The organism is Mesorhizobium sp. B2-3-5 (genome assembly GCF_006442395.1).
Taxonomy (GTDB): Bacteria; Pseudomonadota; Alphaproteobacteria; order Rhizobiales; family Rhizobiaceae; genus Mesorhizobium.
This window is the reverse complement of the sequence record NZ_VFVX01000007.1, coordinates 170,658-196,491: the sequence shown is the minus strand read 5'-3', so window position 1 is coordinate 196,491 and position 25,834 is coordinate 170,658. Positions and strand designations below refer to the sequence as shown.

Genomic DNA, 25,834 nt, shown 5'->3' with positions numbered 1-25,834 from the left:
GCGAGCGCCAGAAGATCGGCGGCGTTGCGCGCCGCCGGTTGTCGTCGGGGTAACGTTCCCGTGCGCAATTCCCGGCAAAGCGCCCGGATGCCTTGACCCGTCGTCCAGAGAGCAATAGCGGGTTCTCTTGGAACTGTCGGTATCAAGAGGTGGCCATGAACGTTCTTCTTCTCGGCTCCGGCGGCCGCGAACATGCGCTCGCCTGGAAGGTCGCCGCGTCGCCCCTGCTGGCCAAGCTCTATGCGGCCCCCGGCAATCCGGGCATCGGCAGTGAGGCCGAACTGGTGAAGCTGGACATTGCGGACCACGCCGCCATCGCCGCTTTCTGCAAGGACAAGGAGATCGACCTTGTCCTGGTCGGGCCGGAAGGGCCGCTTGTCGCCGGCATCACGGACGATCTGCGCGCCGAAAATATCCGCGTCTTCGGGCCTTCGAAGGCCGCCGCACGGCTGGAAGGCTCGAAGGGTTTTACCAAGGATCTCTGCGCCCGATATAACATCCCGACCGCCTCCTATGGCCGTTTCGGCGATCTCGCCTCAGCCAAGGCCTATATCGAAAAGACTGGCGCGCCGATCGTCATCAAGGCCGATGGGCTGGCTGCAGGCAAGGGTGTCACTGTCGCCATGACGCTGGACGAAGCGCGTGCGGCCCTCGATGCCTGTTTCGAGGGTTCCTTCGGCGCAGCCGGCGCAGAAGTGGTGATCGAGGAATTCATGACCGGCGAGGAGGCGAGCTTCTTCTGCCTTTGTGACGGCACCACCGCGCTGCCCTTCGGCACCGCGCAGGATCACAAGCGCGTCGGCGATGGCGACGTCGGCCCCAACACCGGCGGCATGGGAGCCTATTCGCCGGCCCCGGTGATGACGCCGGAGATGGTCGAGCGCACCATACGCGAAATCATCGAGCCGACCATGCGCGGCATGGCGGAACTCGGCGCGCCTTTCGCCGGCATTCTCTTCGCCGGCCTGATGATCACGGATAACGGGCCGAAGCTGATCGAATACAACACCCGTTTCGGCGATCCGGAATGCCAGGTGCTGATGATGCGGCTGAAGGACGATCTGCTGGTGCTGCTCAACGCCGCGACCGATGGCCAGCTTGCGCATATGTCGGTGCGCTGGCGCGACGAGGCGGCGCTCACGGTGGTGATGGCGGCCAGGGGCTATCCGGGCACACCGGAAAAGGGATCCGTGATCCGCGGTGTCGAGGACGCGGTGGGCGAAGGCGTCCAGATATTCCATGCCGGTACGGCCATCAACGGCGGTGCGCTGGTTGCCAATGGCGGCCGCGTCCTCAATGTAACGGCGGTCGGCGGCACGGTCGGCGAGGCGCAGAAGCGGGCTTATGCCGCTCTTGACCGGATCGACTGGCCGGATGGCTTCTGCCGCCGCGATATCGGCTGGCAGGCCGTGGCGCGCGAGCGGGCAGGCTGACGTCCGGATGACAGCTTACTGCTGGCCGTGATCGAGCTCGGTGGAAGCGGTGCTGACCGGGTCGGCCGCGGCAAACGCGGCGTTTGGTTGCGCGGGTGAGCGCTGTCCGGTCCGCTTCCAGGCGACATACTCGACGATGCCGAAGCCTGGTCGTCGCGGCACCGTCTTCACGACAGGCATGCGGAAGCCGTCGCGGAATTTCGACCAGCGCGAACCGAGCACCGCGACCATTTCCTCCAATGTCGGCGGCGTCGCCACATCGGCATAAATGATGGTGGCCTTGCCGGCCAACGCCGCTTCCCTCGAGAGCGGCACCGGTACGCTGGCAAGATAGTCGGACGGCACGTCGATCAGCCCGCCAAAAGGCCATTGCTGGCGCAATGTGACGGCATCCGTCGGCACGACGTTGACGTCGATGTCGTCGGGCGTGCCGGCAACCCTGTAGGGGCAACGGAAGCGGCCGCAATTGGCCTGCGCCGAAAACTGCCAGAGTGCGTAGCCCCGCCAGTTGCCCATCGGAAAATGCACGTCGATGTCAGGCTTGTAGCGCGCGTACCAGAGTGGCAGCCGCGACAGGAGCCGGTACTTGTAGCGGTTGTCCGCGATGAACTGGGCGGTCTTGCCGTTGGTGTAGAGCACCGGGAAGCGTCCAACGCGCCGATGCACCTGGCGCACGAATTCCTCGGCATCATCGAACGACATCCATTGCGAGGGATCGTTGCCTTCGAGGTCGAGAGCGATGAGATCGTCCGGCGCGGGATCGGCGAAATCGAGAAAATTGTTTGCCTGCTCGACCGGGTTGCCGGGGCGGGCGAGGTGATAGGCACCCCATTTCAGCCCAAGCGCCTTGGCGACGACCCTGCGCGTCTGGAACAGTTCGCGTGTCACCGCATGGCGCTTCCACAACGCTTTGCACAGCTTCACCTCGATGTCGCCGCCGGAGCAGAAATAGGGCGGCGGCATGCCGTCGGAGGCCTTGTTGATGAAGGCGACGATGCGCTTGTCGGTGGCAAGCTGCGCCCAGTCGATGGAATTGTATTCGTAGGCATCGACGACCAGCGCACGGTCGGCGTTCCTCCACGGCTCGGAGAAGTCCGAAGCCTTCGTCGCTGCCGACAATCCCATCGTCGCCGCCAAGGCGAGAAGCGCCGTGCGGCGAAAGAGACGCGCCATCCGTTCCAAACAGGGAATCCCCGTTGATCAAGAGCGAATCCTGAACCGCCATGGTTAAGGAAATGCTTCTGAGGCGTGGCGAGCACGATATGCCGCGATCCGACCATCAGGCGGCGCCGTTCCCCAGTTCCCCTGATGGTACCAGAACATTGTCGTGCCGGCCCATCCCAAAATCCGCGTGACAAAATTTGACGTTTACGTAAAAGAAGATGAGGCTGCCCAAAGGCGGATGGTTTTACGGCGACACTGGCTCTAGGGTCGGCGAGGCCATGCATCAGGAGGATCGAGCGGCATGTATCGGGCACCGGTCGAGGATATCGCGTTCACGCTGAAGCACGTGGCCGGCATGAAGCCAGCGCTCGATGCCGGCACGTTCGGCGATCTCGGCGAGGATCTGGTCGATGCCGTTCTTAGCGAGGCCGGCCGTTTCGCCACCGAGGAGGTGGCACCCCTCTACAAGATCGGCGACGAACAAGGTGCGGTGCTGAAGGACGCTGCCGTCACGACGCCGCCGGGCTGGAAGGAACTCTATCGCCGTTGGATCGAGGGCGGCTGGAACGCGCTGTCCGGACCTGAGGAATATGGCGGCCAGGCGCTGCCGACCATGCTCGGTGTCGCCGCGCTCGAAATGTGGAATTCCGCTGCCATGGCCTTTGGTATCGGTCCGACGCTGACGATGGGCGCCGTCGAAGCTTTGGACAAGCACGCCTCGCGGGAGCTCAAGGCGAAATATCTCGCAAAGCTCGTGTCGGGCGAATGGATGGGCACGATGAACCTGACCGAGCCGCAGGCCGGCTCGGACCTCAACGCGCTCCGCGCCCGCGCCGAACCCGCCGGCGACGGCACCTACCGCATCTTCGGCCAGAAGATATTCATCACTTATGGCGAGCACGATTTCACCGACAACATCATCCATCTGGTGCTGGCGCGGCTGCCTGACGCGCCCGCCGGCACGCGCGGCATCTCGCTGTTCCTGGTGCCGAAATTCCTGGTTGAAGAAGACGGCTCGCTGGGCGCCCGCAACGACGTCTTCTGTTCCGGCCTCGAGCACAAGCTCGGCATTCATGCTTCGCCCACCTGCACCATGATCTATGGCGACGGTTTCCAGGGCGCCAAACCCGGCGCAATCGGTTGGCTGATCGGCGAGGAGAACAAGGGGCTGGCTTGCATGTTCACCATGATGAACAATGCACGTCTGGCCGTCGGCATGCAGGGAGTCGCCGTCGCGGAAGCCGCCACGCAGAAGGCGATCGCCTATGCCAATGAGCGCCGCCAGGGCAAGGCGGCGGATTACGCCGGCACGGGCATGGCGCCGATCGTCCATCATCCCGACGTGCAGCGCAACCTTCTGACTATGCGGGCGCTGACCCAGGTCGCGCGCGCCATCAGCTATTCCTGCGCGCACGCCATCGACCGCGCCCGCGTCGCCGAGGGCGAGGCTGCCGTCAACTGGCGCGACCGCGCCAATCTACTGACGCCTCTTGCGAAAGCCTTTTCGACCGATGTCGGCGTCGAGGTCGCCTCGCTTGGTGTTCAGGTGCATGGCGGCATGGGCTTCATCGAGGAGACGGGCGCGGCAGCGCTCTATCGCGATGCGCGCATCGCGCCGATCTACGAAGGCACCAACGGCATCCAGGCAATCGACCTCGTGTCGCGAAAACTGCCGCTCGGCGGGGGCGAGCATGTACATTTCTACATCGGCGAACTGAAAGCAGTCGCCGATGCGGTCCGCACCTCCAACATCGAGGGCTTTGGCCGCACCGCCGACAATCTCGACCGGGCGCTTGCCGATCTCGACGAGGCGACGCGCTTCCTGCAGGGACTGTTGGCCAACGGCCAAACCGACGCGGCGCTTGCCGGCGCCACGCCCTATCTCAGACTGATCTCATTCGCCGCCGGCGGCGCCTATCTGGCGCAAGGCGGGCTTGCCGACCGTGGCCGCATCGCCCTCTGCCGCTTCTTTGCCGAAAACCTGCTTGGCGAAACGCACGCCTTGAAGGAGCGCGTCATCAACGGCGCCGAGAGCCTGGCCGCTGCCGGCAAGTCGCTGATATCGACCTGAAACATTCCAACGCTCGAAGGGACCATCGTGACAGACCATATCCTCGTCGAGCGCCAGGGCGCCGTCCAGATCATCCGCATGAACCGCCCGGACAAGAAGAACGCGCTGACGCGCGCCATGTATGCGAAAATGTCGGCGGCTCTTGCCGAAGGCGACGTCGATCCGGCGATCCGCGTCCATGTCTTTCTCGGTGTGCCCGGCGCCTTCTCTTCCGGCAACGACCTTGCCGATTTCATGATTGTCGCCACAGGCGGCGACGGCGGCACGGAAGTCTGGGATTTCCTGATGGCGCTGGCCAGGGTCGAGAAGCCCATCGTTTCCGGTGTCGACGGCATCGCGGTTGGCATCGGCACCACGATCAACCTGCATTGCGACCTGACCTTCGCCACGCCGCGCACCCTGTTCAGAACGCCTTTCGTCGATCTCGGCCTGGTGCCCGAGGCGGGGTCCAGCCTGTTGGCGCCGCGCATCCTGGGGCAGCAAGGCGCTTTCGCCCTGCTCGGCCTCGGCGAGGGTTTTTCGGCAGAGCGGGCGAAGGCTGCCGGGTTGATCTACGATGTGGTCGAGGAGAGCGCCCTGGAGGCCTCGGTCCTGGCCGCCGCTCGCCAGATAGCCGCCAAGCCGCCGCAGGCGCTGAAGATCGCGCGTGACCTGATGCGCGGCTCGCGCGACGACCTCGTCGCCCGCATCGGCGTGGAAAGCGCGCATTTTCGCGAGCGGCTGAAATCCGATGAGGCGCGCGAGGCGCTCACCGCGTTCATGACCAGAAAGAAGGGCTGAGGCCCTTTTCAGGGATAAAGCCGCGTCTTATCCCAACCACCCTTGGCGTTGCGCGAAAAGACTATCCGGTCATGCAGCCTGAACGGCTTGTCCTGCCAGAACTCGATGGTCTTCGGCACGATGCGGAAGCCCGACCAGTGCTTCGGGCGGGGGATCTCGCCGATGGCGTAACGGGCCGTGTATTCGGCGACGGCTTTCTCCAGGGCGAAGCGGCTTTCCAGCGGCCGCGACTGTTTCGAGGCCCAGGCGCCGATGCGGCTGCCGCGCGGCCGTGTCGCGTAATAGGCGTCGGCCTCGGCATCGGTGACGATCTCCACCGGACCGCGCACGCGCACCTGGCGGCGCAGCGATTTCCAGTGGAAACACATCGCCGCCTTCATGCTGCCCAGAATTTCCTGGCCCTTGGCGCTTTCGAAATTCGTGTAGAACACAAAGCCGCTTTCATCGAACCCCTTGAGCAGCACCATCCGCACATCCGGCATGCCCTCGGTATCGACGGTTGCCAGCGCTACCCCGTTGGCATCGTTGATTTCGCTTTTCGTGGCGTCCTCCAGCCATGCGGCAAAGAGGCGAAACGGCTCGGCCGCGTCGGTAAAGTCACTGGTTGTTAACTCTGTGTCACTCATAGTTTTTCTCAAATTGTCACTAAGCCGGGGAGGTTGCCGATTGTCGCGTATCGCGCAAGCTTTTGACAGCAGGCAATGGGGCGTTATCGCTTCGGCCAGCGCGAAAGCCGCGATCGTCTCAATCGCCCTGCCGCTTGCCGGCTGTGGCGCGGGTGGCTTCAGCCTGGAGAAAGCCGAGGTCGACCGCTCGATCCTGACCAGCAGCACGTCGGCTTCCGCCAAGCCGGTCGATTCGGATCGCGACTCCGACCAGACGACGATCGGCAATGCGGTGTCCTCCGCCGATATCGAACAGCTTGGCGGCCAGGCCGTGCCATGGGCGAATGCCGGCACCGGGTCGCGCGGCTCGATCATCGAACTGGCCGAATTGAAGGACAGCGGCCAGACATGCCGCCGCTTCAAGGCTTCGCGCGAAAGCTTTGACGGCGTTGCCATGTTCGAGGGCGAACTCTGCCTGGCCGGCGCCGGCGGCTGGCGCATGCAAGGCTTCAAGGCGCTCTGATTTTCCGCCCTTGATATGACGCTCCACCACTGGAATTTCTTCCTATGCGAGCGCATATAGGGGGCAAGTATGGACTCACTCCTTCCCCAGGGCAGAAAGCATGCGCGACCCCTATGAGGTGCTGGGCGTTGCAAAGAACGCATCGGCCAAGGACATAAAATCGGCGTACCGGAAACTCGCCAAGAAACATCATCCGGACCAGAATCCGAATGATCCCAAGGCGAAGGACCGTTTTGCCGCGGCCAACCAGGCCTATGAGATCGTCGGCGACGAGAAGACACGCGCCGCTTTCGATCGCGGCGAGATCGACGCCGACGGCAAGCCGCGCTTCCAGGGTTTTGAGGGCGCCGCGGGTGGCGGCGACCCCTTTGCCGGGTTCCGCCGCCAGCAGCAGGGGGCCGGCGGTTCGCGATTCGAGTTCCGCTCCGGGCGGCCAGGCGGTGATCCGTTCGACGGCAACAGCGACATCTTCAGCCAGATTTTCGGCGACGCCTTTTCGGGCGCGCGTGGCGCCGGCATGGGCGACCGCCGCCAGCCGGCCACCGCTGCCGATCTGAACGTCACGCTCGACATCACCATCGAGGAAGCGGCGAACGCCGAAAAGGTGACGGCGATGTTCCCGGATGGCCGCAAGGTGGCGGTCAAACTGCCGGTCTTTGTCGAGGATGGCCAGACCATTCGGTTGAAGGGGCAAGGCGAGCAGGGGCCGGGCCAGCCCGGCGATGCGCTGGTCAAGATCCATATCCGCCGGCATCCGCGTTACCGTATCGAGGGCCGCGACCTGCATGCCGATCTGCCGGTGTCGCTGGCGGATGCGGTGCTGGGCGCCAAGGTGGCGGTCGAGACGCCGACAGGCAGGCTCGCGGTCAACGTTCCCGCCTGGTCGAGCTCGGATAAGGTGCTGCGACTCAAGGGCAGGGGCCTGCCGGAAAAAGCCGGCGGTCACGGCGATCTCTACGCCCATGTGCGCATCATGCTGCCGGAGGGTGGTGACAGCGCTCTAGAAGCGATGCTGCGTGGCCAAAAAGGCTGATCGGCGACTTTTGTCCCCCGGACTGTCCGGTTTGAGCGCTTGAAGGGGCCCTGTGCCTGTGCGATAGGGCTCTCCACAAAGCAGATACTCTTGCGGAGAGCACGCACATGGCGGGTGGACAGGGCCTGATGGCCGGCAAGCGCGGCCTGATTCTGGGCGTCGCGAACAACAGGTCGATCGCTTTCGGCATCGCCAAGGCATGCGCCGACCATGGCGCCGAGATCGCGCTGACCTATCAGGGCGAGGCGTTCAAAAAGCGTGTCGAACCGTTGGCGGCGGAACTGGGCGCCTATGTCGCCGGCCATTGCGATGTCACCGATCCGGCCAGCCTCGACGATGTCTTCGCCAATGTCGCCAAGCATTGGGGCAAGCTCGACTTCCTCGTCCATGCCATCGCATTCTCCGACAAGGACGAACTGACCGGCCGCTATGTCGAGACGACGCGCGACAACTTCCTGCGCACCATGGACATTTCGGTGTTTTCCTTCACCACCATCGCCAAGCGCGCCGAGGCGCTGATGACCGAGGGCGGATCACTGCTGACGCTCACCTATTATGGCGCCGAGAAGGTGATGCCGCACTACAATGTCATGGGCGTTGCCAAGGCCGCGCTCGAGGCCAGCGTGCGTTACCTTGCCGTCGATCTCGGCGCCAAGAAGATCCGCGTCAACGCGATCTCGGCCGGGCCGATCAAGACGCTGGCCGCATCCGGCATCGGCGACTTCCGCTACATCCTGAAGTGGAACGAATACAATTCACCACTGAAGCAGACGGTCACGCAGGAAGAGGTCGGCGATTCCGGCGTCTATTTCCTGTCCGACCTGTCGCGTGGCGTGACCGGCGAAGTGCATCACGTCGATTCCGGCTATCACGTGGTCGGCATGAAGGCGGTCGACGCGCCTGATATTTCGACGGTCAAGGAATAGCTTTCCCGCCAATCCTCCGCCTAGGCCCAGGCCCCACCTCCGGAAGATCTGATGTACCCGCTGGTTTACATCGTGCGCCACGGCCAGACCGCGTGGAACGCCGAGGCCCGGCTTCAGGGCCAGGCCGACACCGATCTCAATGAGCTCGGCCGCCAACAGGCGACCGGAAACGGGAATCGGTTGGCCGGCCTCGTCCACAAGCCGGAGGATTTCGATTTCATCGCCAGCCCGATGAGGCGGACGCGCGAAACGATGGAGCGCATCCGCGTCGCGATGAAACTCGATCCGCTCGCCTATCGAACCGATCCCGATCTCGTTGAAGTTAATTTCGGCGATTGGCAGGGTTTCACCTTTGCCGAACTCGAGACACGCTATCCCCGTGCGAAGAAGACTCGCGCTTTGGATAAATGGAACTTCCAGCCGCCCGGCGAAGGTGCCGAGAGCTACCAGATGCTGCTCGAACGGGTGAAGCCCCGGTTCGACGCGCTCGACCACAACACGATCTGCGTGACGCATGGCGGCGTCATGCGCACCTTGTTTCGCTTCGTGCTTGATATGGCCGAGGACGAGGCCGCGAATCTGGAGATACCGCACGATCGCGTGCTCCGGCTGCAGGGTGAATGCCTGGAGTGGCTGTAGCTGTCCTGGCTATGATGGTTATTCATCCGAGGTTGGTTCGCTAGGCTCCCAACCCCTGAGCGCGGTCGCCCGGATGAACGTATCATTCGAGGTAGGTCACCACACCCGTTTCAAGATCGTAGATCGCCGCGACGATCTTCAGCTTCCCGGTCCCGGTGAGACCGGCCAAGAGCTTGCTTGAAACGGCAAGGCGCCTCGCAGTCCGCCTTGCGCTCTCCTTAGCCGTGTTGTCGATAAAATCGCCCGCCTCGCTCCGCACCGCGATTGCCGCCGGCAAGATCGGCTCGATCATCGGACCGATCGCGCCCGGATAAGTGGCGTTCTTGGTGACCACGTCGCAAGCCGCCTTGACCGCACCGCAGCTTGTGTGCGCGAGGACGACGATCAACGGCGAGCCGAGTACCTCCGCGCCATATTCGACCGTGCCGAGCGTCGCGGTGTCGACGAGGTTGCCAGCATTGCGGGCGACGAACAGTTCTCCAACGCCGTGGCCGCCGAAGATCAGCTCCGGTGGAACGCGACTATCGGCGCAACTGATGACAGTGGCCCAAGGCGCCTGGTGTGTAGCGACAGCTTCCCGTTGCGCGGCAAGGTCAATCGAGCAGAGTTCCGGATGGCTGACATAGCGTTCGTTGCCGGACTTCAACGCGGCCAACGCTTCATCGGGAGGCAACGGCGTCGCAGTGCCCTCGGCCGCACGCGCCGGCCAGACCGCTCCGCCAAAACCGATGGCGACGAGCCCCGCGCCGACCTTTAGGAAATCCCTCCGGCCGACCCCTTCGCCCTCGCAGTCGCTGCACATTGTCCTGCTCCCGCCGCCGGTCCAGCCGATGGCTGGATCCGCGAGCTGAGACTGCTACCAACGAGTTGCATTAGCAAGCGCTAACTCTCGCTCCAGTCCATCCGGGCTACCTGGAAACGACATCAGGCCCCGAATTCCGAGCTTTCGATTCGGACAGGGGCTGAACGGGAAGATCAAGATAGAGCTCGATTCCGATCCTGTCGGAATGGGTCCGGCCGCGCGAAGCCGGAGGCTCCTATTCGGTGTCCGGCAATTCCATGTCGGTGACGACGTTTTCGCCGTTGGTCACGTCATAGGCAATGACGATGTCCATGCCCGGCTTCAGCGAGTCGAGATCGGTCTCGGCGTTCAGCTTGTAGGATTTGCCGTCATCCAACGTCAGGGTCAGCGCGTCCTTGTCGATCTTCTTGATCAAGCCTTCGGTCTGTCCGGCGAAAGCGGCGGTGGAAAGCAGGAGTATGGCGGCAACAGCGCCAATCAGGGTACGCATCATCGTCCTCTTTGGTCATTGCGCCGGCACGGTGGCGGCGGATCCTCAACGGCGAATGGAGCAGAGCAGAAACCAACCGAATGTGTCAAAACTAAATCCGCCAGATCACAGTTTGACCCCTGTGGAAAACGCCAATAGAAGGCAGACTTCAGCCGGCTTCGATGCCGGGCAGGGCACTTTTCCATGTCTCACAATACGTTCGGCCATCTTTTCCGCGTCACCACCTGGGGCGAAAGCCATGGCGCAGCGCTTGGCTGCGTGGTGGATGGCTGTCCGCCGGGCATCCGCTTCACGCGCGACGAAATCCAGGCTGAACTCGACAAGCGCCGGCCCGGCCAGTCGCGTTTTGTCACCCAGCGCCGTGAGCCCGACGAAGTGAAGGTGCTGTCCGGTTTCGTGCTCGACGAGGACGGCGAGACGATGATCACCACCGGCACGCCGGTTTCGATGCTGATCGAAAATGTCGACCAGCGCTCGAAGGACTATGGCGAGATTGCCCGCCAATACCGGCCGGGCCATGCCGACTACACCTATGAGGTCAAATACGGCATACGCGACTATCGCGGCGGCGGCCGTTCCTCGGCCCGCGAGACCGCGGCGCGCGTGGCGGCCGGCGCGCTCGCGCGCAAGGTGGTGCCGGGCATGGTGGTGCGCGGCGCGCTGGTGTCGATGGGCGAAAAGTCGATCGATCGCGCCAACTGGAACTGGAACTTCATCGGCGATGCGCAAAATCCGTTCTTCACGCCCGATCCCGCTTCCGTTCCCGTTTTCACGCAGTATCTGGACGGCATCCGCAAGGCCGGCTCTTCGGTCGGCGCGGTGATCGAGATCGTCGCCGATGGCGTCCCCCCAGGGCTCGGCGCGCCGATCTATGCCAAGCTCGACCAGGACATTGCCTCCGGGCTGATGTCGATCAACGCCGTCAAGGGCGTCGAGATCGGCAACGGCTTCGAGGCCGCCCGCATCACCGGTGAACAGAATGCCGACGAGATGCGCATGGGCAATGACGGCAAGCCGGTCTTCCTGTCCAACAATGCCGGCGGCATCCTCGGCGGCATCTCGACCGGCCAGGCGATCGTCGCCCGTTTCGCCGTCAAGCCGACCTCTTCGATCCTGACGCCGCGTAAGTCGATCGACAAGGACGGCAATGACGTCGAGGTGATGACCAAGGGCCGGCACGACCCATGCGTCGGCATCCGCGCCGTGCCGATCGGCGAGGCGATGGTTGCTTGCGCCATTGCCGATCATTATCTGCGTCATCGGGGACAGACAGGGCAAGGAATAGGCAGTAGGCAGTAGGCAGTACGTCAGCCTGCCTGCCCACATTTTTTCCTTTTCCCTACTGCCTTACTGCCCTATTCCCTACTGCCCTGCGAACGAAGTGAGCGTCCATGCCTTACGACCAGAAGAAGATCGTCGAAGCCATCCGTGCCTTTGAACGCGGCGAGATCGTCGTCGTCATGGACGATGACGGGCGCGAGAACGAGGGCGACTTGATTGTTGCCGCCGTCCACTGCACGCCCGAGAAAATGGCGTTCATCGTGCGCAACACGTCAGGCATCGTCTGCACGCCGATGCCGCGCGAGGAGGCCAAGCGGCTTAACCTTGCGCCGATGGTGGCCGACAACGATTCAGCCCACACAACCGCCTTCACCGTCAGCGTCGATTTCAAGCACGGCACGACAACAGGCATTTCGGCCGACGACCGCACGCTGACCGTGCGCAACCTCGCCAACGGCAATGTCGGTGCCTCCGACTTCGTCCGTCCCGGCCACATCTTCCCGCTGATCGCGCGCGAAGGCGGCGTGCTGATGCGTTCGGGCCATACCGAGGCGGCGGTCGATCTGTGCAAACTCGCCGGCCTGCCGCCGATCGGTGTCATTTCGGAGCTGGTCAATGACGACGGCACCGTCAAGCGCGGCCCGCAGGTCGCGGCCTTCGCCGAGGAACATGGCCTCAAGCAGGTTTCGGTCGCCGATCTCATCGCGTACCGGCAACGCAAGGAAACGCTGGTCGAACGCGTGGCTTGCTCGGAGATCGACACGCTTGGCGGCAAGGCGCAGGTGTTCACCTACACGCTGCCCTGGGACATGATGCATCATGTCGCCGTGGTCTTCGGCGATATCCGCGACGGCGAGGACGTTCCGGTGCGGTTGCATTCCGAAGACGTGGTGACCGACGTGTTCGGCACCAGCCATCGGCTCGACGGCATCATGAAGGCGATGGGCGAGCGCAAGCGCGGTGTAATCGTCTATCTGCGCGAAGGCTCGGTCGGTGTCGCCCATCAGGAGCGCAAGCGCCCTGCGTCAGGTGACCGCGAGGATCACGAAGAGGCGCGCCGGCGCGAAAACGAATGGCGCGAAATCGGCCTCGGTGCGCAGATCCTGAAGGATCTCGGCATTTCCTCGATCAACCTGATCGCCTCGCGCGAGCGCCACTATGTTGGTTTGGAAGGTTTTGGCATCCATATCGCCAAGACCGAGATTCTGTAGTCCACCGAGGGATCGACGCGGCGGAAAGGTCCTGCTGGCAGGTCGCCTGCGTCGGCGATGGACTGAAGCGTCTGCTTGCCTCGTCATCCTCTGGCGAAGCAAGGAGCGAAGCGACGCGGCTCAGACCATCAGGATCCATGCCGCGACTTCGACGCGTTGCCACAATTCTGATCCGCTGTGATCTTCGATTAAGATTACGGCATGGACCCTCGGATCTGCGCTCCGCTTCGCGTCGCTCCGCCCGTGGATGACGACGTCGCGGAGGCCTCGGCCAATTCCGAACGTTTGCGAAACGAGCGGCTGCTCGCTTCTTCTCGTCGCCCCCCGGTTGACAATCTTCGGGGTGAGCGCATCCTTCCCAGCCATCTCTGAGGGGAGATTCGGGGCATGTGGGATTTCGATATCGGCAGGTCGGTGTCCATCATGATGCGGACCTGGCCTTTCATTGTTTTTCGCATGGTCGTCTATTTCGGCATCACGCTGGCCTATATCCTGGCGACCGGCACGGGTGCCTCCGTCGGCTATGGCGTCGGCCATATCTCGACCGATCCCGACGGGCCGCTGTCCTTTGCCCTATGGGGCGGCGTGATCGGCTTTGGCGCCGTCTCGATCGCCGTCTACTGGATCCGCGAATACATCCTCTACGTCGTCAAGGCGGGCCACATCGCCGTCATGGTCCACCTGATCGACGGCCATGATGTTCCCGACGGCAAGAACCAGATCGCCTATGCCAGGCAAGTCGTGACCGAGCGTTTCGCCGAGGCCAACATCCTTTTCGTCGTCGACCAGCTGGTCAAGGGTGCCATTCGCGCCATCACCGGCCTGCTGGGCGGCATCGCCGCCTTCCTGCCCATTCCAGGCCTGAGCGGCCTGGTGTCTTTCATCAACACGGTAATCCGCCTGTCACTCACCTATGTCGACGAGATCATCCTCGGCTACAACATCCGCATCAACTCGTCCTCGCCGTTCGAAACCGCGCGCCAGGGCGTCGTGCTCTACGCCCAGAACGGCAAGACCATGGTCAAGAACGCTGTCTGGCTGGCGGTTATCATGTGGGGCGTGTCGTTCGTGATCTTCCTGCTGATGCTGACCCCGGCCGGCGCCATTCTTTTCCTCATGCCCGGGCAGCTCGCCGGCTGGGCCTTCGTTTTGGCCATCGTCTTCGCCTGGGCCTTCAAGGCGGCGTTCATCGAACCTTTCGCCATCGCGTGCCTGATGCAGGTCTATTTCAAGACCATCGAGGGCCAGGTGCCCGACCCCGCCTGGGACGCCCGGCTGGCCGAAGCTTCGTCGAAGTTCAGGGACCTCAAGGACAAGGCGCTCTCCTCCTTCGGTGGTTCGCACTGGGGCACGGCCGGCGCGACACGCTGATCGGCCGGGCTGGCGGGCATGCCGGCGACGGTGTTGAGGCGCGACACCGCTGATTTGAGCGGAGCCTCGCCCTGGCCGCAAAACGTCTCGCTCATGATCAGTTCGGGCAGCGGCAGCCGCCGCCCCCAGCCATGTGTCTCGAGGTCCGGCTTGGGCGCGAACTCGGAAACACGGCCGACGCAGAGATAGGCGATCGGCGTCACGTGCTCGGGAATGGCCAACAGCCGCTTCAGCGCTTCAGGCTCGATAATGCTGACCCAGCCGACGCCGATGCCTTCGGCCCGCGCCGCCAGCCAGAAATTCTGCACCGCGCAGACCGTGCTGTAGAGATCCATCTCCGGATTATGCCAACGCCCCAGCGGCGAACCTTTCGAGCGCTGGCGGTCGCAGGTGATGCAGATGTTGAGCGCGCTTTCGCAGATGCCTTCCAGCTTGAGCTTGCGGTAGAGCGCCTGCCGCTCTTCCTCGATTGCTGGCAGTTCTTGTTCTCGCGCTGCCAGGAACAGGTCACGCACCTTCTCCCGGCGCGCGGCACCGCGAATGACGATGAAGTTCCATGGCTGCATGAAGCCGACCGATGGCGCGTGATGGGCGGCAAGCAGCAACCGAGCCAGCACCTCGTCGTCGATTGTCTCGGGAGTAAAATGACTGCGAACATCGCGCCTGGTGAACATGGCGCGATAGACAGCGTCGCGCGCCATCTGGTCAAATCCGTCGCCCATAGGAGCGGTCATGGCTTCCGGCATCGCTTGTCCCTTGCGATTGCAATCAATGCCGCCCGCCTGACCATGCGGATGACGATGCCTGCCAGGCCGGTCTTCTGGCTCGGGATCAACCCGCGTCCGGTGCCTTCCCGTCATCGACAGTGGCATTTACCGGCGCGGTCCCCCTTACAGCGTTGGGCACGCCACGGAATTCAACCGTGTTCCCGATTCTCCCGCCAGAGCATTTGCAGCCAAGTGGATTTCACTTGGCGGCTGAAACAAACAGGCCGGCGGGCACCAGGCAGTGGTGGCGACCTTACGCCGAAGCCCCGGCCGCGCCAATCCCCGCAGCGACGCGAATGGACGCAGACGTGATTTTCCCCAGCGATCAAGCCGCAACGCATGGCCATCGCGGCATCGGGGCACTAGATAGGGACCATGGCCACCCGTCTCTACACGCACCCTATCTTCCTTGAACACATCACGCCGCCCGGCCACCCCGAGCGGCCGGACCGCTTGCGCGCCATCGAGCGCGTGCTCGACGACGACGCCTTTGCCGCGCTCGACCGCGTCAAGGCGCCGGAAGGAGATGAAGCCACAATCCTCTACGCGCATCCCGCCGATTTCGTTGCACGCGTGCGCGCCGCCATCCCCGACGAGGGCATCGCCCGCGTCGATGCCGACACCACCGCCAGTCCGAAGAGCTGGCAGGCGGTGATCACCGCGATCGGTGCCGCCAACGCGGCCGTCGACGACGTCTTCACTGGCCGGGCCGACAATGTCTTCGTCGCCGCGCGACCGCCTGGCCACCATGCCGAAAAGACCACCGCCATGGGTTTCTGTTTCTTCAACACGGCGGCGATCGCGGCGCGCTACGCGCAGAAGAAGCATGGCGCCGAGCGGGTCGCCGTCGTCGACTGGGACGTGCATCACGGCAACGGCACGCAGGATATCTTCTGGGACGATCCCTCGGTGCTCTATTGTTCGACGCATCAGATGCCGCTCTATCCAGGCACCGGCGCGAAGAACGAAACCGGCGCCGGCAACATCGTCAACGCGCCTCTGGCGCCGCAGACCGGCAGCGAGGTGTTTCGCGATGCCTTCCTGTCGCGGATCCTGCCGGCGCTCGACAAATTCGCGCCCGATCTGATCATCATTTCGGCCGGCTTCGACGCGCACCACCGCGACCCGCTGGCCGAGATCAATCTGACCGAGGATGATTTCGACTGGGCGACCGGCCAACTGATGCAACGCGCCGCGCGTCACGGCGACAACCGGCTCGTCAGCCTGCTCGAGGGCGGCTACGATCTGCAGGGATTGGCATTTTCGGTCGCCGCCCATGTCGGGCGGCTGATGAAAGGGTGAATAATGGCTGGTGAGACCAATGAAGACGTCAAGGCGATGAGCTTCGAACAGGCACTCGATGCGCTGGAGAAGATCGTCGACGATCTGGAGCGTGGCGACGTGCCGCTCGATCAGTCAATCCGGATCTACGAGCGCGGTGAGGCCCTGAAGGCGCATTGCGACCGGTTGCTGAAGGCCGCGGAGGACAAGGTCGAGAAGATCAGGCTGTCGCGCGACGGAAAGCCGGTCGGAACGGAGCCGCTCGACGCGGACTGAGGCAGGGTCGCGAACGACCATCTTGCTTCACCGGTTTTTAGACACGATCATGATTGAGGATTGACGTCGTCCCGATTGAAACGGCCCCAGGACAAGAGGAGATACGGAAGCGATGTGCAGAAACATCAAGACCCTGTTCAATTTTGACCCGCCGGCAACCAATGATGAGGTTCGCGACGCGGCGCTTCAGTTTGTCCGCAAGCTGAGCGGCACGACGCGGCCTTCGAAGCAGAACCAGCATGCATTCGACCACGCGGTCGAGGCCATCGCGGCATCGGCGCGCGAACTGCTCGATTCCCTCGAAACAAACCAGCATCCGCGCAACCGCGAAGAGGTGGCGGCCAAACTTCGGGCAAAGGCGGCGCTCCGTTTTGCCTGATGCGGCCATGGCGGTCTGGACCGCTGACAAGGAGAGTTCATGAGCTTCTTTCCGGGGAAGGACCCTGAAGCCGGCGATGCCTTTGCCAGCGATCAGATCGAACTGATGGTCATCCCGAACGCCAAGGACATTGGCGGCTTCGAGGTGCGCCGAGCCTTGCCGACCGCCAGGAGGCGTCTGGTCGGCCCATTCATCTTCTTCGACCGCATGGGGCCGGCGATCCTGCGCGCCGGCCAGGCGCTCGATGTCCGTCCCCACCCGCATATCGGCCTGTCGACGGTTACCTATCTGTTTGACGGCAAGATTCGGCATCGCGATTCGCTGGGCACCGAAATGGTCATCCAGCCCGGCGACGTGAACCTGATGACCGCCGGCCGCGGCATCGTGCATTCCGAGCGCACGCCAGAGGAATTGCGCGGCGCGCCAATGTCGATCTCGGGCCTGCAGACATGGCTTGCCTTGCCTGACGACAAGGAGGAAGTGGCGCCGGTGTTCGAGAACACGGCTGTCTTGCGGCTTCCCGAGATCGACGCCGAAGGCGTCAGCGGCCGCGTTGTCATCGGTGATTTCCAGGGATTGCGCTCCCCTGTGAGGGCCGATTCCGAAACGCTCTACGCCGACCTGCGCCTGGCGCCGGGCGCCAGCGTGAAAATCCCGGCCGACGCCGAGGAGCGCGCCATCTACACGCTGGAAGGCGAAGTCTCCATTGCAGGCGACGTGTTTCCCGCGGAACGGTTGTTGGTGTTCCGGCCCGGCGACGAGATCGTCGTATCGTCGCAAACCGGTGCGCATTTCATGCTTTTCGGCGGCGCCTCGCTTGGCTCGAAGCGCTACATCTGGTGGAATTTCGTCTCCTCGTCCAAGGAGCGCATCGAACAGGCCAAGCAGGAATGGAAGACAGGCCGCTTCGATATCGTTCCAGGAGATGAGAAGGAATTCATCCCGCTGCCCGAGAACTGACGGGCGGATTGCTCCGCGTCACCGACACGCATTTACTTTCGCCGGCTGGCGGCCTATCTCGCCGATGAACAGAAAGCCTGAGCACCCGTGAACGCAACGCCGCATACGCCGCTTCTTGACAAGGTCCGCGTCCCGGCGGATTTGCGGGCGCTTGACGAGAGCGACCTTCCACAACTGGCCTCTGAGCTTCGCCTCGAATTGGTCGATGCCGTGTCCCGCACCGGCGGCCATCTCGGCGCCGGCCTTGGGGTGGTCGAACTCACCGTGGCGCTGCATTATGTCTTCGACACGCCGGATGACCGGCTGATCTGGGATGTCGGCCACCAGGCCTACCCGCACAAGATCCTGACCGGCCGCCGCGACCGCATCCGCACCTTGCGCCAGGAAGGCGGCCTGTCCGGCTTCACCCGCCGCGCCGAAAGCGAATACGATCCCTTCGGCGCCGCCCACTCCTCGACATCGATCTCGGCCGGCCTCGGCATGGCCGCCGCCCGCGACCTCGCCGGTGGCCGCAACAACGTCATCGCCGTCATCGGTGATGGCGCCATGTCGGCCGGCATGGCCTATGAGGCGATGAACAATGCCGGCGCGCTCGATGCTCGCCTCATCGTGATCCTCAACGACAACGACATGTCGATCGCCCCGCCGACCGGCGCCATGAGCGCCTATCTGGCGCGCCTCGCCTCCGGCAAGGCCTATGTCGGTCTGCGCGATTTCGGCAAGAAGCTGACCTCCTATCTCGGCAAACGCGCCGATCGCGCCATTACCAGGGCGGTCGAGCATGCGCGCGGCTATGTCACCGGCGGCACGCTGTTCGAGGAGCTCGGTTTCTATCACATCGGCCCGATCGACGGGCACAATCTCGAACATCTTATCCCGGTCTTGAAGAACGTCCGCGACAATGGCGAAGGCCCGGTGCTGATCCATGTCGTCACCCAGAAGGGCAAGGGCTACGCACCGGCGGAAGCCGCCGCCGACAAATATCATGGCGTCAACAAGTTCGACGTCATCACCGGCACGCAGGCCAAGGCGCCGGCCAACGCGCCGGCCTACACCAGAGTGTTCGCCGAAAGCCTGATCCAGGAGGCGCGCGAGGATGACCGCGTCGTCGCCGTCACCGCCGCCATGCCGACCGGCACCGGCCTTGACCTGTTCGGCGAAGTGTTCCCATCCAGGACGTTCGATGTCGGTATCGCAGAGCAGCATGCGGTGACCTTCGCGGCCGGTCTCGCAACCGAAGGCTACAAGCCGTTCGCGGCGATCTATTCGACCTTCCTGCAGCGCGCCTATGATCAGGTGGTCCACGACGTCGCGATCCAGAAACTGCCGGTGCGTTTCCCGATCGACCGCGCCGGCTTCGTCGGCGCAGATGGCGCTACCCATTGCGGCGCTTTCGACACCACCTTCCTGGCAAGCCTGCCGGGCTTTGTCGTGATGGCGGCTGCCGACGAAGCGGAGTTGCGCCACATGGTGCGCACCGCTTCCAGCTACGATGATGGCCCGATCGCCTTCCGCTATCCGCGCGGCAACGGCGTCGGCGTCGACATGCCGGAACGCGGCCTGGTCCTCGAACTTGGCAAAGGCCGCATCGTCAGGGAAGGCACCAAGGTGGCGCTGCTGTCGTTCGGCACGCGTTTGCAGGATTGCCTTGCCGCGGCCGAGGAGCTTGGGGCGGCCGGGCTTTCCACCACCGTCGCTGATGCCCGCTTCGCCAAGCCGCTCGATGAGGGTCTGATCCGGCGGCTAGCCCGCTCGCATGAGGTTCTGGTGACGGTGGAGGAGGGCGCCATTGGCGGGTTCGCCAGCCATGTGCTGCAGTTCCTCGCCCATGAAGGGCTGTTGGAAAGCGGCCTGAAGGTGCGCCCGCTGGTGCTGCCCGACGCGTTCACCGACCATGCCAAGCCGGAAAAGATGTATGCCGATGCCGGCCTCGACGCCGCCGGCATCGTGCGCACCGTATTCACGGCTCTCGGGCATACGGTGCGCGCCCAGCGCGCCTGAATCAAAACCTCAAGCGCTTGAATCGGTTTGCCGGCTTGATTTCATAACGCCTTGTTAACACTGCCGTTTGGCGTTTTGCTTACCGTGTCCCTTGGCCGTTTTTCAACGGCGCCCTGCTAGATCGACGTCAGGCAGGGAGATAGTTGGAATGAAGACGCTTCTGTGTGGCACGGCCCTTCTGGGCATCGTGGTCGCGCCAGCCGTCGCCGAGACGCGCTATGACCGCAATCTGGAAAAGGCGGCGCTGGGTATTGTCGCCGGCAAGATGGGCGATATCCGCGGCGGCTTCTCCTACAAGCAGGTGCCGCAGCTTGTGGTTCTGCCGGACGCCGCACCGGTACCCGCCGTTGCGACCGAGCATCCTCGCGAGCAGGCTTCGGGGGAACAGGACCACGGTTTGTCCCCAGCCGTCGAGCGCCAGGTTTCGCGCACCATTTTCTAGAGCAATTCCAGGAAAAGTGTGAAGCGGTTTTCCGTCCGGAATTGCGTCAAAACAAAGCTTTAGAACCACATATCGCGAACGCAACGGCCATCGCGCGGCAGGTCTTCGTATGTGTCGAGGCCATCGAAATGATCGATGGGCAGGTCGGCGACGGCCTCCGGCGGTGCCAGCCGCACATTGACGGCGACGCGTGTTCGGCCGGAGGCGTCGGTGCGCAAGCCGCGCCAGGCAAGCACACAGGCGCAGGTCGGGCAGAACAGAATTTCCAGCGACGGCGTGTCCTTTTCCGCGCGCGAATAGCTGGCCATCGGTCCCGCAACGCGAATGCGTTCGTTGACATAATCATAGGCCCAGAGCGTGCCGTAGCGGCGGCAAAGCGTGCAGTTGCAGGCCGTCACCGGGCCAGGATCGCCTTCCAGCGTCCAGTGGGTAGCGCCACAGTGGCAGGTTCCGATCAGCATTTTTCCTCCCGCCGTTCGGCTTCGCCATCGACCGTCATTTTGCCGGACCTGATGCGGTGCACGCAAGTCGCGAGGCTCGATTCGATCGCCGCTCTTTCGTTGTCGCGCCCAATGTCCTTGCCTTCGCGACCGGCTTTCGTCAGAGAAGGGCCGATGAATTCGCCTTTGCCAGCCAGCACACGCCAGCGGCTCGACGACCTGCTCGTCCAGCGCGGCCTGTTTGCCAGCCGCTCTCGCGCCCGCGACGCGGTCGAACGGGGCACGGTGACGGTTGACGGCGCCATTGCCCGCAAGCCTGGCCAGACCGTTCGGCCGCAATGCGTCATATCGGTCGATGATCCGGCCCAAGGCTATGTCTCACGGGCGGCGCTGAAGTTGATCGCCGGGCTCGACCATTTCGGCCTCGACACGGCCAGCCGGGAGGCGCTCGATATTGGCGCCTCGACCGGCGGTTTCACCCAGGTGCTGCTCGAACGCGGCGCGTCCCATGTCACGGCAATCGATGTCGGTCACGGCCAGATGCATCCCGACATCGCCGGGGATCCGCGCGTGACGGTGATCGAGGGGCTGAACGCCCGCGACCTGACCGTCGCGGATCTTGCCGGCCGTGTTCCGGATTTCATTGTTTCAGACGTTAGTTTCATCTCGCTGAAACTGGCGCTGCCGCCGGCGCTCGCCATTGCGAAGTCCGGTGCCGCCGCGATCCTTCTGGTCAAGCCGCAATTCGAGGCGGGTCGCGAGGCGATCGGCAAGGGTGGCCTGCTGAAAGACCCCTACGATGCCGCCCGTGTCGCCGGCCTGTTACAGGATTGGCTGGATGCCGTTCCAGGCTGGCGCTCGCTCGGCCTGCATCTGTCGCCGATCGAAGGTGGCGACGGCAATCGCGAATTCCTGCTCGGTGGGATCAAGGATCGATGAGCGCGCGCTTCACAATCAGGAAACTGGGCGCCCAGGGCGACGGCATCGCCGAGACCGAAAGCGGCGATCTCTTCATCCCGTTCACGCTGCCCGGCGAGGTCGTCACCGCCGCGCGTGAAAGAGACCGCGCCTCGCTGATGGCGGTGCTGGAAGCCTCGCCGTTGCGCATCGAACCCGCCTGCCGCCATTTCACCGAATGCGGCGGCTGCGCCCTCCAGCATTTCGAGGCCGAGGCCTATCGCCAGTGGAAACGCGAGAAGGTAGTGCACGCCCTGAGAGGCAAGGGTATCGAGTGCGGCATCGGCGAACTGGTCGCCTGCGCGCCGCACACGCGCCGCCGCGTTGTGCTTGCCGCCCGGCGCACCGAAACAGGCATGCTGCTCGGCTTCAATCGTCACCTCTCGCCGGAAATCATCCCCATATCGGAATGCCCCATCTCGCTGACCGAGATCGTCGCGGCGCTCGGACAATTGAGGGCGCTGGCGGAATTGATATGCGCCACCACGAAATCGTTCCGGATGGCGGTTACCGTGACGGCTTCGGGCCTCGATGTCGCGGCACACGAATCCGGCAAGCTCGGCGAACACCAACGCCGTATCGCCTCCAATTTTGTCATCGCACAAGGCTTCGCCAGATTGTCCGTCGATGACGAGATCATCATCGAGCCAAGGAAGCCTGTCGTCATGTTCGGCAGTGTCGCTGTCGCCCTGCCGCCGGGCGCCTTCCTGCAGGCGACCGAGGCAGCCGAACGGACCATGGCCGAGATCGTCGGCGGACATCTGAAGCGTGCCAAGAAGGTCGCCGATCTCTTCGCCGGTTGCGGCAGCTTTGCCTTGCGGTTGGCGGCGAAGTCGGAGGTGCACGCTGTGGAAGGCGATGCGGCCGCACTCTCGGCGCTCGACCGGGCATCACGCTTCGCGACCGGCATCAAGCGGGTGACGGGCGAACGCCGCGACCTCTTCCGGCGCCCGCTGACATTCAAGGAGTTGAACGCCTTCGACGGTCTTGTCTTCGATCCGCCACGGGCGGGTGCCGAAGACCAGTCGAAGCAGATCGCCCGCTCGGATGTTCAGTTCGTTGCCGCGGTTTCCTGCAATCCGGTGACGCTGGCTCGCGACCTGCGCATCCTTATCGACGGCGGCTACACGCTGAAAAGCGTAACGCCGATCGACCAATTCCTGTGGTCATCCCATGTCGAGGCTGTCGCGCTGCTGGAAAAACCCAGGAAGCGCCGGTAGGCGGGTCTCGGTTCGCTGTCGCGCGGGCAGAACGCGATCACTTTTCCTTGAAATCGCCGGCTAGGCTGCGCGCGATCCCAACCTGCCGGGATCGCGCCGCAAAGCCGCCTCTTTGCCCCCATTTAGTCCAGATTCGCTGGAGGAGGGGAAGGGCCTCGACAGCTTCGGTTGCTCTTACCCATGGTGGCCTGAAATGCGGATGCTCCAGAAATTCCTCAGTTTATTCGTCCTCTTGCTTGTCGTCACCGCCTCGGCGACGGGCGCGCTGGCGCAGCAGCAAAAACGCCTCGCTTTCGTCATCGGCAATGCCGCCTATCCGTCCGGCGCGCTGGTGACACCCGCCAACGACGCCGGACTGATCGCGCAGACCTTGCAGGCTGCTGGTTTTGACGTGGTCGGCGCACGTGATGTGGATCAGGAATCGCTGCGCGGCGCGCTGCGCGACTTCCTTGGCAAGGTCTCCGCCGCCGGACCCGACGCGGTCGTCTTCGTCTACCTCGCCGGCCAAGGTGTGCAGTTCGAAGGCGAGAACTACTTCTTGCCGGTCGATGCCCAGATCGCCAATCCAGCCGACGTGCCGCTCCAGGCGATGCGGCTCTCCGACGTCACCAAGTCGCTGGCTGGACTGCCGACGAAGGTCAACATCGTTGTGCTCGACGCGGCGCGGCCAAACGCATTCCCGCAGACGAACCAGCCGCTGGCCGGCGGTCTCGCGCTGGTCGATCCCGACCCGAACATGCTGATCGCCTTCAACGCCGCCCCGGGAACCGTCGCGCCGGAAGGCAAAGGCCCATACGGCGCCTATGCCCAGGCGCTGGCCGAGATGATGCGCGATGGCGGCCTGCCGCTTAGCGATGTGTTCGACCGCACGCGCCTGCGCGTCAACGAAGTAACGCAAGGGGCCGAAGTGCCGTGGAACGCCTCGAGGATCAGCGCGCCCTTCGTCTTCTTCGATCGTGCCCCGGATGCGCCCGCGCCGAAGGTTTCCGAGGCCGAATCCCAGGCCAACCGGACCAGGGAAATCCGCGACTTCGATGCCCACGACGCCTATGTGGCGGCGCTCGATCGCGACACGCTGCGCGGTTATGAGGATTTCGTCGGCGTCTATCCACACGATCCGATGGCCAAGCGCGTGCGCGCCATCATCGCGGCGCGGCGCGAGGCGATTACTTGGCGCGAAACCTGGCTGCGGGACACGCCGGAAGCCTACTGGTCCTATCTCCGGCGCTACCCGCATGGCCCGCATGCCTGGGACGCCCGCCGCCGGCTCGAGCATTTCGAGGCGGCCCTGGAGCCCCCGGAGGATTTCACCGTCTACGCCTATGACGTGCCGCCGCCGCCGGAGGAGGAAATCGTCTATGTCGACCGTCCCGTACTCTATTTCGACGACCCCGATTTCGATTTCGATCCGCCGCCGCCGGTTGCCGTGATCTTCCTGCCGCCGCCGCCGCCGGATTTCGTCGTGCTGCCGCCGCCGCCGCCGCCCATCGGCATCTTCGTCCTGCCGACGCCGGTCTTCGTGCCCGTGCCGGCCTGGGTGAACCCACCGAGGGATATCTACCCGCCGCCGAACGACGTCATCTTCAACAACATCCACAACACCACGATCATCAACAACACGACGATCAACGAGAGCAACAATCAGGGCCGCAGCCTCACCACCGGCCAGAAGCTGACCGCCGGCGCGGTGGGCCTGGGTGCGGCCGCGCTGGCGACCAAGGTGGCGCTGCCGGCTGTCCTGCAGAAGAAGGAAGCCACGCTCGCCAAGCAGAACCCCGGCGGCCTGCCACTGAAGCCGGGGCAGGGCAGCCAGCAGCCTGGCGGCTCCACGCCGCTGTCGAAGACATTGCCTGCCGGCAGGCTGACAGGTCATGCCTTGCCCGGCGCCGACGGCAAGACGCTCCCGCTCGTCAATGGCAAGCCGGTGCTGAATGGACAGAACCTGCCCAACCCGAACCTGCCAAACAACAAATCCAGGAAGCTCTTGAACAAGCAGGGCACGGCAGGTGGAAACGCCGTGACCGGCAACGCCGTGGTGAATGGACAGAACTTGCCCAACGACCCGAACCTGCCCAACAGCAAGTCCAGGAAGCTCTTGAACAAGCAGGGCACCGCGGGTGGAAACGCCGTAGCCGGCAACCCTGCGGTTAATGGGCAAAACGGGGCCAACGGGCAGGGCCAGAACAGTACTGGCAAGAACGGAACAGGCAAGAATGGCAAGTTCCGCAGGATCCCGGGTGCAAATGGCACGCCTGTGGCGAATGGGACGAACAACCCATCGGCGCTCAAGGGTCAGAATTCAGGCCCGACCCCGCCCAACGGCAAGTTCAGGAAGCTTCATGATCAGGGCGGTGGCCAGACGAACGGCCAGGCCAATGGGCAAGGCAATGGGGGCCCGGGCAACGGTCCCAGGTTCCACAAGCTGCCCGCCAACGGAAACGGTGGCGGCGACGTCCAGCAGAAATTCAAGGTCAACAATGGCAATCCGCAGCTGAAGGTGCAGGGTCAGCCCAAGCCGCGGAGGCCGGAGTTCCGCGCTCAGCCGAAGCAGCAGATGCAAGAGGTGCACCGGCAACCGCAGGCACAGCCACGGCCGCCGCAGCAGCAGATGCAAGCGCTGCACCGGCAGCCGCAGGTACAGCCAAGACCGCCGAAGCAGCAGATGCAAGAGGTGCACCGGCAGCCGCAGGCGCAGCCAAGGCCGCAGCAGCCGCCAGCCGTCAAGAAGCCGTCTTGCGGGCATCCCAATGAGCCTGCTTGCAAGCAATAGCGCATGTCGCCC

General features: G+C 63.9%; 24 protein-coding genes, 1 pseudogene and 1 riboswitch. Of the genes and pseudogenes, 19 read left to right on the top strand and 6 right to left on the bottom strand.

From position 1 onward, the window contains the following. The first annotated feature begins 155 nt into the window (after positions 1-155). The gene (gene purD, locus FJ958_RS11445; RefSeq protein ID WP_140742553.1) at positions 156-1,433 is read left to right on the top strand and encodes a phosphoribosylamine--glycine ligase; all 1,278 of its coding nucleotides are present in this window, start codon (positions 156-158) and stop codon (positions 1,431-1,433) included. Positions 1,434-1,448: 15 nt separating this feature from the next. Here the strand turns inward: purD and FJ958_RS11440 are convergent, their stop codons facing one another. Continuing rightward, positions 1,449-2,606, bottom strand: coding sequence for a glycoside hydrolase family 25 protein (locus tag FJ958_RS11440; protein WP_246679580.1), 1,158 nt, complete (start codon positions 2,604-2,606; stop codon positions 1,449-1,451). A gap of 292 nt (positions 2,607-2,898) precedes the next feature. Between FJ958_RS11440 and FJ958_RS11435 the strand changes: the two genes are divergently transcribed. Further along, positions 2,899-4,668, top strand: a complete 1,770-nt coding sequence (locus FJ958_RS11435; protein ID WP_140742551.1) for an acyl-CoA dehydrogenase family protein — start codon at positions 2,899-2,901, stop codon at positions 4,666-4,668. Positions 4,669-4,695: 27 nt separating this feature from the next. Further along, positions 4,696-5,448, top strand: coding sequence for a crotonase/enoyl-CoA hydratase family protein (locus tag FJ958_RS11430; protein ID WP_140742549.1), 753 nt, complete (start codon positions 4,696-4,698; stop codon positions 5,446-5,448). A gap of 8 nt (positions 5,449-5,456) precedes the next feature. Here FJ958_RS11430 and pdxH read toward each other — a convergent pair whose 3' ends face one another. Beyond that, positions 5,457-6,074 carry a pyridoxamine 5'-phosphate oxidase gene (gene pdxH, locus FJ958_RS11425; RefSeq protein ID WP_140742547.1) on the bottom strand — a complete coding sequence of 206 codons (618 nt, stop codon included), beginning with the start codon at positions 6,072-6,074 and terminating at the stop codon, positions 5,457-5,459. 40 nt (positions 6,075-6,114) lie between these two features. On the opposite strand from pdxH, the gene FJ958_RS11420 reads away from it, so the two are divergent. From FJ958_RS11420 to FJ958_RS11405, 4 genes are all read left to right on the top strand, one after another. Beyond that, positions 6,115-6,576, top strand: a complete 462-nt coding sequence (locus FJ958_RS11420; protein ID WP_140742545.1) for an RT0821/Lpp0805 family surface protein — start codon at positions 6,115-6,117, stop codon at positions 6,574-6,576. 100 nt (positions 6,577-6,676) lie between these two features. Beyond that, the gene (locus FJ958_RS11415) at positions 6,677-7,609 is read left to right on the top strand and encodes a DnaJ C-terminal domain-containing protein (protein ID WP_140742543.1); all 933 of its coding nucleotides are present in this window, start codon (positions 6,677-6,679) and stop codon (positions 7,607-7,609) included. A 107-nt stretch (positions 7,610-7,716) separates the two neighbouring features. Continuing rightward, entirely contained in the window at positions 7,717-8,535 is an 819-nt protein-coding gene (gene fabI / locus FJ958_RS11410) for an enoyl-ACP reductase FabI (protein WP_140742541.1), read from the top strand. A gap of 51 nt (positions 8,536-8,586) precedes the next feature. Beyond that, positions 8,587-9,174: a histidine phosphatase family protein gene (locus FJ958_RS11405; RefSeq protein ID WP_140742539.1), complete on the top strand. Its 588-nt coding sequence runs from the start codon at positions 8,587-8,589 to the stop codon at positions 9,172-9,174. Positions 9,175-9,256: 82 nt separating this feature from the next. On the opposite strand, the gene FJ958_RS11400 is transcribed toward FJ958_RS11405, so the two are convergent. Both FJ958_RS11400 and FJ958_RS11395 read right to left on the bottom strand, forming a co-directional pair. Then, positions 9,257-9,976: a carbonic anhydrase gene (locus FJ958_RS11400; RefSeq protein WP_140742537.1), complete on the bottom strand. Its 720-nt coding sequence runs from the start codon at positions 9,974-9,976 to the stop codon at positions 9,257-9,259. A 235-nt stretch (positions 9,977-10,211) separates the two neighbouring features. Then, the gene (locus tag FJ958_RS11395; RefSeq protein ID WP_140742535.1) at positions 10,212-10,466 is read right to left on the bottom strand and encodes a DUF1344 domain-containing protein; all 255 of its coding nucleotides are present in this window, start codon (positions 10,464-10,466) and stop codon (positions 10,212-10,214) included. 183 nt (positions 10,467-10,649) lie between these two features. Between FJ958_RS11395 and aroC the strand changes: the two genes are divergently transcribed. The 3 genes from aroC to FJ958_RS11380 all read left to right on the top strand — a co-directional run bounded on the left by aroC (position 10,650) and on the right by FJ958_RS11380 (position 14,329). After that, positions 10,650-11,765, top strand: coding sequence for a chorismate synthase (aroC, locus tag FJ958_RS11390; protein WP_140742533.1), 1,116 nt, complete (start codon positions 10,650-10,652; stop codon positions 11,763-11,765). 92 nt (positions 11,766-11,857) lie between these two features. Next, positions 11,858-12,958, top strand: coding sequence for a 3,4-dihydroxy-2-butanone-4-phosphate synthase (gene ribB / locus FJ958_RS11385; protein WP_140742531.1), 1,101 nt, complete (start codon positions 11,858-11,860; stop codon positions 12,956-12,958). A gap of 387 nt (positions 12,959-13,345) precedes the next feature. Further along, positions 13,346-14,329: a hypothetical protein gene (locus tag FJ958_RS11380; RefSeq protein ID WP_246679579.1), complete on the top strand. Its 984-nt coding sequence runs from the start codon at positions 13,346-13,348 to the stop codon at positions 14,327-14,329. Positions 14,330-14,493: 164 nt separating this feature from the next. Here the strand turns inward: FJ958_RS11380 and bluB are convergent. Then, a pseudogene (gene bluB / locus FJ958_RS31975) lies at positions 14,494-15,003 on the bottom strand (5,6-dimethylbenzimidazole synthase); the annotation flags it as partial. A gap of 118 nt (positions 15,004-15,121) precedes the next feature. After that, a riboswitch (cobalamin riboswitch) is annotated at positions 15,122-15,304 on the bottom strand. A 167-nt stretch (positions 15,305-15,471) separates the two neighbouring features. Between bluB and FJ958_RS11370 the strand changes: the two are divergent. From FJ958_RS11370 to FJ958_RS11345, 6 genes are all read left to right on the top strand, one after another. Then, positions 15,472-16,398 (top strand): histone deacetylase family protein, encoded by a 927-nt coding sequence (locus FJ958_RS11370; protein ID WP_140742527.1) that lies wholly within the window; start codon positions 15,472-15,474, stop codon positions 16,396-16,398. A gap of 3 nt (positions 16,399-16,401) precedes the next feature. Then, the gene (locus tag FJ958_RS11365; protein WP_013532792.1) at positions 16,402-16,653 is read left to right on the top strand and encodes an exodeoxyribonuclease VII small subunit; all 252 of its coding nucleotides are present in this window, start codon (positions 16,402-16,404) and stop codon (positions 16,651-16,653) included. A 112-nt stretch (positions 16,654-16,765) separates the two neighbouring features. After that, on the top strand, positions 16,766-17,032 hold the full coding sequence (locus FJ958_RS11360) for a DUF2277 domain-containing protein (protein ID WP_140611136.1): 267 nt from the start codon (positions 16,766-16,768) through the stop codon (positions 17,030-17,032). A 39-nt stretch (positions 17,033-17,071) separates the two neighbouring features. Further along, a complete protein-coding gene (locus FJ958_RS11355) occupies positions 17,072-17,992 on the top strand; it encodes a pirin family protein (protein WP_140742525.1) in 921 nt (306 codons plus the stop codon). Positions 17,993-18,079: 87 nt separating this feature from the next. Next, positions 18,080-19,993, top strand: coding sequence for a 1-deoxy-D-xylulose-5-phosphate synthase (gene dxs, locus FJ958_RS11350; protein ID WP_140742523.1), 1,914 nt, complete (start codon positions 18,080-18,082; stop codon positions 19,991-19,993). 148 nt (positions 19,994-20,141) lie between these two features. Next, entirely contained in the window at positions 20,142-20,435 is a 294-nt protein-coding gene (locus tag FJ958_RS11345) for a hypothetical protein (RefSeq protein WP_140742521.1), read from the top strand. Positions 20,436-20,494: 59 nt separating this feature from the next. On the opposite strand, the gene FJ958_RS11340 is transcribed toward FJ958_RS11345, so the two are convergent. Then, the gene (locus tag FJ958_RS11340) at positions 20,495-20,896 is read right to left on the bottom strand and encodes a GFA family protein (RefSeq protein ID WP_140742519.1); all 402 of its coding nucleotides are present in this window, start codon (positions 20,894-20,896) and stop codon (positions 20,495-20,497) included. Positions 20,897-21,049: 153 nt separating this feature from the next. Here FJ958_RS11340 and FJ958_RS11335 point away from each other — a divergent pair, with 153 nt between their 5' ends. The 3 genes from FJ958_RS11335 to FJ958_RS11325 all read left to right on the top strand — a co-directional run bounded on the left by FJ958_RS11335 (position 21,050) and on the right by FJ958_RS11325 (position 25,822). Next, complete coding sequence (locus tag FJ958_RS11335; RefSeq protein WP_140742517.1) at positions 21,050-21,814, top strand: TlyA family RNA methyltransferase; 765 nt, start codon at positions 21,050-21,052, stop codon at positions 21,812-21,814. Next, positions 21,811-23,052 (top strand): class I SAM-dependent RNA methyltransferase, encoded by a 1,242-nt coding sequence (locus FJ958_RS11330; protein WP_140742515.1) that lies wholly within the window; start codon positions 21,811-21,813, stop codon positions 23,050-23,052. Before FJ958_RS11335 ends, FJ958_RS11330 begins: the two co-directional genes overlap by 4 nt. A gap of 199 nt (positions 23,053-23,251) precedes the next feature. Then, the gene (locus FJ958_RS11325; RefSeq protein WP_246679578.1) at positions 23,252-25,822 is read left to right on the top strand and encodes a caspase domain-containing protein; all 2,571 of its coding nucleotides are present in this window, start codon (positions 23,252-23,254) and stop codon (positions 25,820-25,822) included. Positions 25,823-25,834: the final 12 nt, after the last annotated feature.

Excerpts from the sequence above, each read along its gene's own strand:
- purD (WP_140742553.1), top strand. The coding sequence starts at position 156 with ATGAACGTTCTTCTTCTCGGCTCCGGCGGCCGCGAACATGCGCTCGCC.
- FJ958_RS11440 (WP_246679580.1), bottom strand. The coding sequence starts at position 2,606 with ATGGCGCGTCTCTTTCGCCGCACGGCGCTTCTCGCCTTGGCGGCGACG.
- FJ958_RS11435 (WP_140742551.1), top strand. The coding sequence starts at position 2,899 with ATGTATCGGGCACCGGTCGAGGATATCGCGTTCACGCTGAAGCACGTG.
- pdxH (WP_140742547.1), bottom strand. The coding sequence starts at position 6,074 with ATGAGTGACACAGAGTTAACAACCAGTGACTTTACCGACGCGGCCGAG.
- FJ958_RS11415 (WP_140742543.1), top strand. The coding sequence starts at position 6,677 with ATGCGCGACCCCTATGAGGTGCTGGGCGTTGCAAAGAACGCATCGGCC.
- fabI (WP_140742541.1), top strand. The coding sequence starts at position 7,717 with ATGGCGGGTGGACAGGGCCTGATGGCCGGCAAGCGCGGCCTGATTCTG.
- FJ958_RS11405 (WP_140742539.1), top strand. The coding sequence starts at position 8,587 with ATGTACCCGCTGGTTTACATCGTGCGCCACGGCCAGACCGCGTGGAAC.
- FJ958_RS11400 (WP_140742537.1), bottom strand. The coding sequence starts at position 9,976 with ATGTGCAGCGACTGCGAGGGCGAAGGGGTCGGCCGGAGGGATTTCCTA.
- FJ958_RS11395 (WP_140742535.1), bottom strand. The coding sequence starts at position 10,466 with ATGCGTACCCTGATTGGCGCTGTTGCCGCCATACTCCTGCTTTCCACC.
- aroC (WP_140742533.1), top strand. The coding sequence starts at position 10,650 with ATGTCTCACAATACGTTCGGCCATCTTTTCCGCGTCACCACCTGGGGC.
- ribB (WP_140742531.1), top strand. The coding sequence starts at position 11,858 with ATGCCTTACGACCAGAAGAAGATCGTCGAAGCCATCCGTGCCTTTGAA.
- FJ958_RS11380 (WP_246679579.1), top strand. The coding sequence starts at position 13,346 with ATGTGGGATTTCGATATCGGCAGGTCGGTGTCCATCATGATGCGGACC.
- FJ958_RS11370 (WP_140742527.1), top strand. The coding sequence starts at position 15,472 with ATGGCCACCCGTCTCTACACGCACCCTATCTTCCTTGAACACATCACG.
- FJ958_RS11365 (WP_013532792.1), top strand. The coding sequence starts at position 16,402 with ATGGCTGGTGAGACCAATGAAGACGTCAAGGCGATGAGCTTCGAACAG.
- FJ958_RS11360 (WP_140611136.1), top strand. The coding sequence starts at position 16,766 with ATGTGCAGAAACATCAAGACCCTGTTCAATTTTGACCCGCCGGCAACC.
- FJ958_RS11355 (WP_140742525.1), top strand. The coding sequence starts at position 17,072 with ATGAGCTTCTTTCCGGGGAAGGACCCTGAAGCCGGCGATGCCTTTGCC.
- FJ958_RS11345 (WP_140742521.1), top strand. The coding sequence starts at position 20,142 with ATGAAGACGCTTCTGTGTGGCACGGCCCTTCTGGGCATCGTGGTCGCG.
- FJ958_RS11340 (WP_140742519.1), bottom strand. The coding sequence starts at position 20,896 with ATGCTGATCGGAACCTGCCACTGTGGCGCTACCCACTGGACGCTGGAA.
- FJ958_RS11335 (WP_140742517.1), top strand. The coding sequence starts at position 21,050 with ATGAATTCGCCTTTGCCAGCCAGCACACGCCAGCGGCTCGACGACCTG.
- FJ958_RS11330 (WP_140742515.1), top strand. The coding sequence starts at position 21,811 with ATGAGCGCGCGCTTCACAATCAGGAAACTGGGCGCCCAGGGCGACGGC.
- FJ958_RS11325 (WP_246679578.1), top strand. The coding sequence starts at position 23,252 with ATGCTCCAGAAATTCCTCAGTTTATTCGTCCTCTTGCTTGTCGTCACC.